Here is an 11611-nt window from a genome sequence, read left to right as displayed (position 1 = left end):
ATTACAAATGCTGCTTTATGGTTCAAGTTTGTATATTATTCCGAATGAAGTACGAAGTGATCCGGAACAGTTTGTAGCTTATATTAGGGAGAACAAGTTAGCAATCTTTGATATAACGCCTTCAATGCTTCAATTACTTATAGATGCCGGATTGTTAGAAACGTACGATGGTGTTCATGTTCCAAGTAAGGTATTGGTTGGCGGCGAAGCGATTATGCCGTCATTATGGGAACAGCTAGTAGAGACTGATAAAATACAGTTTTATAATGTATATGGTCCTACAGAATGTACGGTTGATGCAACATGCTATCATATCAAAAAAGATAGTAAGAGAGTAACAATTGGGCGTCCATTGCCTAACATCCAAACTTATGTATTAGATAGAAATAGGTTGCCAGTTCCAGTTGGTGTGATGGGGGAACTTTATATCGGAGGAGCAGGTCTAGCAAAGGGGTACTTGAATCGTCCAGAGTTAACATCCGAACGATTTATTTCTCATCCATTCAAAGAAGGCGAGAGGTTATATAGAACAGGTGATCTTGTGAGATATCTTCCTGATGGTAATATAGCCTACTTAGGAAGAATGGATAATCAAGTGAAGATTAGAGGATTTCGAATTGAACTTGGAGAGATTGAGTCGACCTTACAGGAGCATTACTTAGTAAAAGAGGCAGTTGTAATGGTTAGGGAAAATCAGTCGGGAGATAAGAGGCTGGTAGCTTATGTAGTGGGCGAAGGCAGTTTAGAAGAATGGCGAGAGTACCTTAAAACAAAACTGCCAATTCATATGATACCTTCCTACTTTGTCGAAATGAAAGAATTACCGCTAACCATAAATGGAAAGGTTGATCGGAAATCGTTACCTATACCAGATTATCAAGGAACAAAAGAAGGATACGTGGCCCCAAGAAATGAACGTGAACATAAGCTTTCTATCATTTGGGAACGTGTGCTAGGTTCAAAACGTATTGGTATGAATGATAACTTCTTTGAAATTGGTGGAGATTCAATTCTTAGCATTCAGATTGTCTCGCGCGCGAAGCAAGTTGGTTTACAATTGACACCAAAACAAATATTTGAACACCAAACGATTGCTGAGTTGGCGCAAGTAGTCAAAGAAGAACAAGGTGTACAAGCTGAACAGGGAATTATAACTGGAGAGACGATACTTACACCTATTCAGCAAAGGTTTTTTGCACAAAATCATCCTAACCCACATCATTGGAATCAATCCATGTTCTTTAGAACGAAAGAGAAATTGGACATAGGATCACTGGAAAAGGCGGCAGGTAACCTTCTACTTCATCATGATGCTCTGCGTTTAAGATATGAACGTTTATCTAATGGGGTTTGGAAACAGTGGAATGAAGGAATAGAAGAACAATTGATGCTTACTGTCATTTCATTAGACGAAGTGCCGGAACCTGATTGGCATCAGGTTATTCAAAAAGAGATTAATGTTGCACAAGAAAGTTTGAATTTACATGATGGTCCGCTAATGAGAATGGTGTATTTTGATGAAGGTGAGCACGCTGGCCGATTATTTTGGACAATTCATCATTTAGCCGTGGATGGTGTTTCTTGGCGAATTTTATTGGAAGATTTGCAAACAGCATATACGCAAGTAGTCCAAGGGCAGAAAATTCAATTACCTATGAAGAGTACATCTTTTAAAGAATGGTCGGAGAAATTACATCATTACGCTGAAACGGGCCTATCAAAAGAAGTGCTACATTACTGGGAGGAGCAGGCTGAACAAGACGTAGTTAAATTGCCGGTAGATGGTACTATAAGTAATCCAGTAAGCGCAGTAACTGAGGAAATTACTGTGGTGTTAAATGAGAATGAGACCCGTATGTTATTGCAAGAGACTTTAAGCACTCACCGTGTCCAAATCAATGAAGTATTATTAGCAGCATTAGTACAAGCTACGGCAGCATGTACGGGGCAGCCGATATTGAGCGTAGATTTAGAGGGACATGGTCGAGAAGAGATTATTGAAGATGTTGATTTATCGAGAACTGTGGGGTGGTTTACAAGTATTTACCCAGTTCATTTAAATATTATTAGTGCTAATACGCCAATTGAAGTATTAAAAGCAGTTAAAGAACAAGTTCGCAAAATTCCTAATAAGGGTGTTGATTATGGGGTGTTGCGTTACATGAACGCAACAATGTGTGAGCAATTAAGCTCCCAATATACACCGTCTATTAGTTTTAACTATCTTGGACAATTTGACCAAATGTTTTCTAGCGATGCAATGTTTATTCCGGAGAACGAATTTAAGCGTTTAGATCATGCTGCCGGTTCCAAGCGATCGCATGTAATTGATGTAATTGGGGTTGTAACGGATGGAAAACTTCAGTTCACTTGGGTATACAATGTTGGACAATTTGCCAAATCAACGATTCAAAGTATTGCACAGAATATGCTATATCAACTGAGTACATTGATTCAATTTTCAGATAGAGAATCTGCACTGACCATTTCGGATTTTGCAATGGCTAATCTTAGCCAAGAAGGTTTGACAAATGTACTAAACAAAATGCATCGCGGAAAGAACAATCAGATTACTGATTTATATCCACTATCACCTTTGCAAGAAGGTATGATTTTCCACACATTGCATGACCAAGGGGATGAACATGTTGCACCGTATATAGTGCAATTGAGTTTTATGATTCGAGGAAAAATGAATATTCCTACATTTGAGCAGGCGTGGAAATCTGTAATTCAGCGGCATGAAATTTTTCGTACAGGATTTGTATGGGACGAAATTGAAGAACCTGTACAAGTGGTGTATGAAAATATCCCATTTAAAGTGAATAAAGAAGACTGGCGTACAATGACAAGTGAAGAGATAGAGGAAAAAAGAAAAGTCTTTTTGGCATTAGATCGAAAACAAGCCTTCCAATTTGATGAAGCACCATTGATGCGGGTAACAGTCATTCAAGAAGGTGAGGAAGAATATCGGATTGTTTGGACCCATCACCATATTTTACTGGATGGATGGAGTTTACCATTAGTATTTAATGAATTACTTACAGTCTATCAGAAGAGAATGAATGGAGAAGCTGTGAAGTTACCTAAGTCCTCACCATATAAGAAATATATCCAATGGTTAAGAGAGCAAGATAAGGAGCAGGCGGAACAATTCTGGAGAGAGAAGCTAAAAGGTTTTACTGCGCCAACTTTGCTGGGCTTAGAAAGTAAAGAGGAAGAAAAAGGTTACACAGAGAAGGTTACGTATTTATCAGAAGAGCAGACTCAAGCGTTACAAGGATGGGCGAAACGTAATAAACTTACTTTAAGTACAGTAATTCAAGGTGCATGGGCATATCTCATGAGCCGATATAGTGGAGAAAATGACATTGTTTTTGGTGTAACAAGCTCAGGGCGTTCTACGGAGATTATTGATGTTGAAAACATCGTAGGTCCTTTCATTACAACGTCACCGACGCGAATTCAATTGATGGATGATATAAAATTAATAGATTGGTTGCAGAAGATACAAGAGGAAGAGATAGAAAGAAGACAATATGAGTATGCTTCTTTGACAGAGATTCAGGGGTGGAGTGAAGTTCCTAGAGGAATACCGCTGTTCAATAGTTTATATGTGTTTGAAAATTATCCAGTGAAAGAGGAGTCTTCAGAAAATCTGGAAATTGGTGAATTGGAAGGGGTAGAACAAACCCACTACCCATTAGGGTTAGCTGTAGTTCCAGGAATCCAGTTATCGTTAAAGTTAATGTATGACCGTAGTAAGTTTAATAGAGTAACCATTGAACGAATGCTGGGTCATTTACACAAAGTGTTAATGCAAATGCTCAAAAACATTGATCAAAATCTATCGGAGCTAGTATATATTACGGAAGCTGAACAAAGAAAGCTATTGGAAGAATGGAATAATAATACTATATCCTATCCACGTGAGAATGCAATTCATCAACTATTCGAAGAGCAAGTAAATCGTACGCCTGACGCGTTGGCAGTGGTAGATGAAAAACAGCAACTAACATATCGAGAGCTGAATGAAAGAGCTAATCAATTAGCCCATCATTTACAGAAATGTGGAATTGGGACAGAGTCATTAGTTGGCCTCTTCTTTGAGCGTTCAGTTGAGATGGTTGTTGGTCTCATGGGAATTTGGAAGGCTGGAGCAGCCTATGTTCCATTAGATCCATCGAATCCGGAAAGCCGCCTACAATATATTTTAGAAGACACAGGAATTAAAGTGTTAGTTACAAATGAAGTATTACTAGGCTGGATTCCTAAAGACATTAAGACAGTTTGCCTAGATAGGGACCAAGCAATGCTTTCTCAAGAAAGCAAACTTTCACCAATATGTGAGGTAACAGGGGAAAACTTAGCGTATGTTATCTACACTTCTGGTTCGACAGGGAATCCAAAGGGAGCTTTAGTACAGCACCATTCTGTAATAAACCTATCATATGGTTTACAAAAAGAAGTTTTCTCACATGAGATATCTAGTAATATGCGCGTTGGTTTGAATGCATCAATTGCCTTTGATGTATCTATTCAGCAATTACAAATGCTGCTTTATGGTTCAAGTTTATATATTATTCCAAGTGAAGTTCGCACTAATCCAGAACAATTTGTGTCCTATATTAGGGAGAATAAATTGGAAATGTTTGATATGACACCTTCATTACTTCAATTACTAATAGATGGAGGATTGCTAGAAATAAGTGCTGATGTTCATGTACCAAGCAAGATATTGGTCGGTGGTGAAGCAATTATGCCGTCATTATGGGAACAGCTAGTAGAGACTGAAAAGATTGATTTTTATAACGTATACGGTCCTACAGAATGTACAGTTGATGCAACATGCTATCATATCAAAAAAGATAGTAAGAGAGTAACAATTGGACGTCCATTGCCGAACGTTCAAACTTATGTATTGGATAAAAATTTGTTACCTGTTCCAGTTGGTGTAACAGGTGAGCTATATATTGGGGGTGCAGGTATAGCGAGAGAATACTTGAATCGCCCAGAATTAACAGCAGAGCGATTCATCTGTCATCCATTTAATGAAGAAGAGCGTTTATATCGTACGGGAGATTTGGTTCGTTATTTACCTGATGGTAATTTAGATTACTTGAGAAGAATTGATAATCAAGTGAAAATTAGGGGCTTTCGTATTGAACTTGAAGAGATTGAAGCGAGTATAGAGAGGCATCCATTGGTAAAAGAAGCAGTAGTTTTGGCAACAGAGGATAAATTAGGAGAGCAGAGATTGGTTGCTTATGTAGTTGGAGATGGTAGTATGCATGAGTGGCGTGAGTATCTCAAGACACAAGTACCAAATTATATGGTTCCCGCACACTTTATTAAGGTAGACGAGATTCCTCTTACAACGAATGGCAAAGTTGATCGAAAGGCATTGAACAATTTAACTATTCATAGAGAAAATAACTTCTCTACACCAATCATTCCAAGGGATGAAATTGAATATCAGTTGATTAAAATCTGGCAGGATGTGTTACAGATAGAAGATGTCTATGTAAATGATGATTTCTTTAATAGAGGAGGACACTCTCTCCTTGTAATTAAATTAGTTTCAAAAATTAGGGAGAAGTTTGGAAAAGAGATTAAGGTGTCTACATTGATTAAGAATCCAACAGTGGAAGGAATCGCATGCCTTATTCGTGATAAGCATGATATGACGAAATCAGTAGCAGCGCTAGTTTCACTACAAGAATCAGAGAAAAGACCTTTCTTCTGCGTTCATCCGTTTATGGGGAATGTATTCTGTTACATTCAACTAGCAAGATTGCTTAAGAGCCATTGTTCATTTTATGGTTTACAGAATCCTCTTATAGAAAAGAAAGAAATTGACGAGTTAACTTTGCCGGAAGTAATTCAACTTTACATCGAAGAAATAAAACGTGTTCAGCCAGAAGGTCCATATCGTCTTGGAGGATGGTCTTTAGGCGGTGCGATTGCTTATGAAATCGCAACTGTGCTAAAGAATCAAGGTGAGGAAGTTGAGTTGTTGATACTAATGGATACTAAAGTACCTTCAGAGCAAGATCGTAAAACAAGGGAGGATATGCTCTCATATATATCTGAACATTTCATTCCTAGAGATCTTACTGAGCAGGAAGAAGGGCTCGTTCATAAGCAAGATATGCTTGTAGAGCGACTAATTATGGAGGGAGTACTCCCGCCTGATGCAGATCTTATGAATTTGAAGCAAGTTATCAATGCTCATAGGAAATGCCTGAACTTAATGGCAGATCATGATTTAATACCATACTCTGGAGAAGTTCTCTACTTTAGTGCTGATGAAGGAAAAGAGTTGTTTACAGATTGGGGACCTTTATTAAAAGGTAGAGTAAATAGGTATTCAGTCCCTGGATCACATGAGGAAATAGTAGACTTCCCCGCAGTTGAAAAGATAGCTAAGTACCTATTAAATGAATTTGAAGGGATAAAAGAAACATCCCTTTCATTAACCGAAAAGTAGAGAGTGCAAAAGATGCAACGCTATGAACGAAAAGGGCAGCCCAATAACTGCAAATAAAGTGTAGGCAATAATGAATATATCAAGAGTATTACTTTTTAAGAGGATAATGTAAAAAGTAATTGGTAGAGACATAGAAATCTTTGTAATAGAAGCGAATGCCTGATGATATTACTGAGGAAAGGTGCATATTTTCATTGATATGTAAATATGCACCTTTTCTATTGTATTTGCAATTTAATAAAGTTAATTTGAATTTATGTAACGCACATATATGAAGCCATCTTTTAAAAAAGGAAGTGATTTATCATACACATTCAAGCTGTGAAAATACCAAAGAATATTGAAAGTCATTTGTTTAAGCAACTTAGTAACTTAGTTTCAAATGAGAAGAAAGAACGAATGAAGCGTTTATTAAATTCATGCGACATTAATAGGACCCTGATAGGAGATTTACTAATCCGATCTCTAATCTGCCAAAAGTATAAAATTAATAATGAAGAAATTAGATTTATATATAATGAGTATGGAAAACCTTTTGTTGAAAACTTTTCTGACTTTCATTTTAATCTGTCACATTCAGGAGAATGGGTGGTTTGTACTACTGCTAATTTTAATGTGGGTATTGATATAGAAAAGATTTCAGAGATAGAGGCTCTTAAATTAGCAAATGAATTTTTTTCAGCGGAAGAATTTTATGATATATCTAATATAAATTCTGATGAACAAATTAATTATTTTTATGATTTATGGACATTAAAAGAAAGTTATATAAAAACGATTGGAAAAGGGCTTTATACCCCATTAAATTCATTCTCTATAAAAAAAGAATCACGAACTTTAATTTCATACAAGAATATACCTAAAAACTTTTACTTTAAACAATATAACATTGATCCAAATCATAAGTTATCTGCTTGTGCAACAAGGGATGAATTTCCACAAGAGATAATAATTAAAGACATTTATGCAATTTGCCAAAATATATACAAATTTGAAAGTAAGGAGAAAATCAATGCAGAAGACTAAACTTTTTTGCTTTCCACATGCTGGGGGATCTGCGTTTAGTTACGCAAAATGGAAAAATCACTTTAATCCATCTATTGAGGTAGTCCCGATAGAGTTAGCTGGCAGAGGATATAGAATTGAAGAAAACTTGTACCAAAGTATGGAAGAGGCAGTAAATGATGTCTACAATAAAATAGTTATGCAGATAGATGATTCGCCCTACATTCTATTCGGGCATAGCATGGGAAGTTTGATCGCCTATGAAGTAGCCAGAAAAATAAAAGATTCTAAAAACGTATCGCCTGAATTTCTTGTTTTGTCCGGTAGAAATCATCCAAATAGTAAAATAAAAAATATCCGACATAATCTTTCTAATGAGCAATTCAAAAGAGAAGTTATTGCAATGGGAGGTACACCATCTGGGGTACTGCAATCAGAAGAATTAATGGAGATTTTTCTCCCTATTCTAAGAGCAGATTTTAAAATCGTTGAGACGTATATCCATGAGAAAAATACACAACCATGTGATATTGATTTTCTTATATTTAATGGGGAAAATGATGAATTTACTACATATGATCAAGTAATAAAATGGAAACGATACACAAGTAAAACGTGTACTTTTCATTCTTTTGAAGGTAATCATTTCTTTCTAAATGAAAATATTGAAGAAATAGCAAATAGTATTAAAAGAAAGTTAGATTCTAAAAGATTATCAAATAGTTTTTAGAGTTTTATAAGTATGCTCATAGCTAAAAATATTAAAGGGTTTGAAGTATACACTTCTTGTGCAGATATGCATGGCAAAAAGACAATCGAGTACATTCGGTGGTCTTTTTCTATTTTCATGGAGTTTGTGGCGAAATGGTAGACTTGCTAGATTGTGGATCTAGTATTCTGTTGAATGTGCGGGTTCAAGTCCTGTCATTCCGACCACGAGGGGGTATAATTTAAGGGCGAGACAGGGGCCTCCAGAACCTCTGACCATAATTGTATAAACGTAGCGAACATTTCCTATCTACAGGTCTATTTATGTACCAAAGGGATACATTCGGTACATATTTAATACAGCGCATTGGTGAAGCGGCCAAACACATCGCCCTTTTACGGCGACAACCGCGGGTTCGATTCCCGCCATCCACTTATACTTGTTCATTAAAAGGTTTCACAAACAATATGTAATACGTTATGGGTACTTACATAAATTTATTGATTTTCAGTTAAAAAAGTATTGTGCGATTACACACGTTATGTTACATTAATGTTACTAAGTTGTTACATTTTATTATAAATGTTTCGTTTTTGTTTCCTGTTATTTCCGTAATGTTACAAAAAACTATAAATGTTGTTATGTGTATAGGAGTGTGTGTAGTAAAAAGTCTGAGTTGAAAGTACGTGCACACTTTAAATTTCCTTTTTGTCTGAATGAAGAAGACTACCAACTAATTAAGGGCTTTAAAGTAACCACTTTAAATAAAATGTGCTTCCTTTCCCACACACAATTGAGTACATATTTAAAGTACAGCCTAATTGCTACACAGACTCTTGTACATATAAACATTAAGGTGAAATAGAGATAAGAATTCATTACATAAAAAGCATTACCAAGCTAAACTTACAAAATATCATCTGTGCATTTTGATGAAATGTTAAAATGCCTAGATGATATTTTTTTTGAAGAATTCTTGGATATGTTTATGAGTAACAATTCCTAATACTTAATGATTCTCTACTACTAAAACATCCGATAATTTATGTAATTAGATTTACAGGGTGTATGTACATTCACTTATATAGGGAAAATGAGGTTTTTCATATGAAGTATAGTTATAAAGTGTTTATATTTATTTGGACAATTATTTTATTGTTTTTTCTACTTTATTATGGTTACAGTGAAATTTCCGAAAACGAGCAAGTGCCAGTCATAACAATCAAACAATAAAAATAAGAAATACTACAAAAGCAAAACATAATAAAAATAGATACCCGAAAATGTTTAAGAACAGGAACAATTACATGCATAAACAACCTTACGATTTCCATGCATACCCCACGTCATTTGGGCAATAGGGGAAAAGTATTATTATTTGGCGTGCGCAATCTTCCATCACTAGTAGAAACGGAAAGTTCCGTATCCCTGCTGAAGGAGGAAGATGTCTACCTGCCAGGGGGCGGATCTATTCAGCATCTAGAAATATTGGAATTAAAAGTGTAGAAAACAAATAGTGAAAAGGGAACATATCTTGTGTTTCCTTTTTTATTCTTGTAGATAAGTCTGGGGAGAAAACGGGGATTTCTGCACGTAACATAGATCTCATCGGTATACTAATTGTGTTTTACGTATAGCTGGGAGTTGGTGTGATGGTATTTGCAATGGATGTGAGATTCCGTCATTCTTTTCATGAAATTGAATCATTAGACATTCCAAATATATTGTTTCCGAGTCAGTGCAGGAAATTGTATCAAGTGATTGGAATCGGCATTCAAGAAGAATTCCGCAATCCCTATGTCATTATAAAAGAGCAACATGGTTCCGTTATATTCCGATTACCAGAAGAATTATCAACATGGGTGCAGAACAAATTATTACTTGTTAAAGGGGGGCCAGTTTGTTTCCATACTGCATTTCAGTTAGCCATGCGAAGTTTTGTGCCATTTTTTGATCTCGGATATAAAAAGAATAGTCTGTCAGGTTAGGTGAGGAGATGCCACCTCTGACTTTCACATCATACGTAGGATGTGGTGTAACTTGAATCAATTCAGTTTTATGATTCTGAATAAACATTCTAACCTTTTCAAACTTGTTAATTACGGGCTGTATCTCCATTTTAAACCGATCATAGGGATATGTTTTATTTTTATTGTAATACCTATCCAGTTCAATCAACTCTGACACTGCTGTATCAAATTCACTCTTTACTTCAGGATTTACTTTTTGCAACCATTCTTTTGCATAAGAGCGGAATGAAGATTTATAAAACAAATTCACATCAAAACCAGCTAATGTGAGTGGCTTTCCTTTTTCTTTTTGTTCTTTCATATAGGTAAATAATTGTTCAAGTTCCTCAGTTTTCCATACAGAGTATAAGGATTGTTTCATCGCTTCTGTAGCGGTTGAGTTATCAAAATTTTGCTGAACAGCTGCTGCTTCCAAAAGCCCTGTTTCAAATGCAATCACATCATATTCCAGGTGTGTAACAGCTTGGGAGAAAGTGCTGGAAGACGGAATCCCTAAGAAAGCAAAAAAACTAGGTGTGAAATAATCAGTTATTTGTGATGGTGGATTCTCCTAGGTGGAGGGTTCACCGTTTTTTATTATATGTTATGTTGTGGTTTTTATATAAAGCATATTGAAAAGATGGATTAAATCTTCTGGAATGATGTCTCCATAATTAATAACTTGTACAATAACCTTTCAATTATCACTAAATCCATTCATATCAACAAGTTGTCCCATATATCCCTTTGTAGCAATATCTTTTAAAGTACGCTAAAAAATACCCTTTATTTTATCTTTATCTTATCTTTACCTTATCTTTAAATTTTTATATTAAACTTGAAACCTTAAAGTATTGATGTATGAGTCTAAAAGGGTGGGAGATAGATGTTCATTACATAGTTTATATATAACCAATTACCTTTGAAAAATTGCATTTCTTATACGAGGAGGAATATATGAAGGATACAAGTAAAAAACAAATTATAAAAGTGTTCCTTATTAGCATTTTAGGCTTAGGAACAATACTTGGAATGCTATATTTTAATCATAAAACCAATATTCAACAAAATAAAGCGCTAGCCACCGAAAAACGTGTATTGCAATATGAGTCTACCTTAAAAAAAGAATTAGAAAAATATAATTTAGGAGAGAAAACACCAATTTTATTAGGAATTATGTATCAAGAGAGTAGAGGTGAGGGAAACGACCCTATGCAGTCATCCGAATCACTTGGATTAAAGCCAAATGAAATTCAAGAGACAAGCTTGAGCATTAAACAAGGGGTAAAGCACTTTGTTAAAATGTACAAGTATGGAACGGAAAAAGATGTTAGCATGGATACAATTATTCAAAGCTATAATATGGGGCCAGGGTATATTGATTTTATTGCTAGTCAA

Annotated in this window: 5 protein-coding genes, 1 tRNA gene and 1 pseudogene; 5 read left to right on the top strand and 2 right to left on the bottom strand. The window is 35.5% G+C overall.

Going from position 1 to position 11611, the window contains the following annotated elements:
• The 4 genes from HMPREF2590_RS24100 to HMPREF2590_RS24080 all read left to right on the top strand — a co-directional run.
• The coding region (locus HMPREF2590_RS24100) for an amino acid adenylation domain-containing protein (protein ID WP_141763553.1) at positions 1 to 6490 on the top strand (6490 nt) is incomplete at its 5' end.
• 321 nt (positions 6491 to 6811) lie between these two features.
• Positions 6812 to 7516: a 4'-phosphopantetheinyl transferase family protein gene (locus HMPREF2590_RS24095; protein ID WP_000701204.1), complete on the top strand. Its 705-nt coding sequence runs from the start codon at positions 6812 to 6814 to the stop codon at positions 7514 to 7516.
• Positions 7503 to 8225 (top strand): thioesterase II family protein, encoded by a 723-nt coding sequence (locus tag HMPREF2590_RS24090; RefSeq protein ID WP_001172933.1) that lies wholly within the window; start codon positions 7503 to 7505, stop codon positions 8223 to 8225. Before HMPREF2590_RS24095 ends, HMPREF2590_RS24090 begins: the two co-directional genes overlap by 14 nt.
• A 347-nt stretch (positions 8226 to 8572) precedes the next feature.
• Positions 8573 to 8632 (top strand) — tRNA-Lys (locus tag HMPREF2590_RS24080).
• A gap of 1456 nt (positions 8633 to 10088) precedes the next feature.
• On the opposite strand, the gene HMPREF2590_RS24075 is transcribed toward HMPREF2590_RS24080, so the two are convergent.
• Both HMPREF2590_RS24075 and HMPREF2590_RS30970 read right to left on the bottom strand, forming a co-directional pair.
• Complete coding sequence (locus HMPREF2590_RS24075; RefSeq protein WP_002098395.1) at positions 10089 to 10673, bottom strand: erythromycin esterase family protein; 585 nt, start codon at positions 10671 to 10673, stop codon at positions 10089 to 10091.
• A gap of 162 nt (positions 10674 to 10835) precedes the next feature.
• Positions 10836 to 10958, bottom strand: a pseudogene (locus tag HMPREF2590_RS30970) (vancomycin resistance histidine kinase VanS); the annotation flags it as partial.
• 212 nt (positions 10959 to 11170) lie between these two features.
• Between HMPREF2590_RS30970 and HMPREF2590_RS24070 the strand changes: the two are divergent.
• A partial coding sequence (locus HMPREF2590_RS24070) for a lysozyme family protein (RefSeq protein WP_256325181.1) occupies positions 11171 to 11611 on the top strand: 441 nt, incomplete at its 3' end.

Origin of the sequence: Bacillus sp. HMSC036E02, from assembly GCF_001836235.1 — a bacterium.
In the GTDB taxonomy this organism is placed as follows: Bacteria; Bacillota; Bacilli; order Bacillales; family Bacillaceae_G; genus Bacillus_A; species Bacillus_A cereus.
This window is presented reverse-complemented; position numbering and strand designations above follow the sequence as displayed.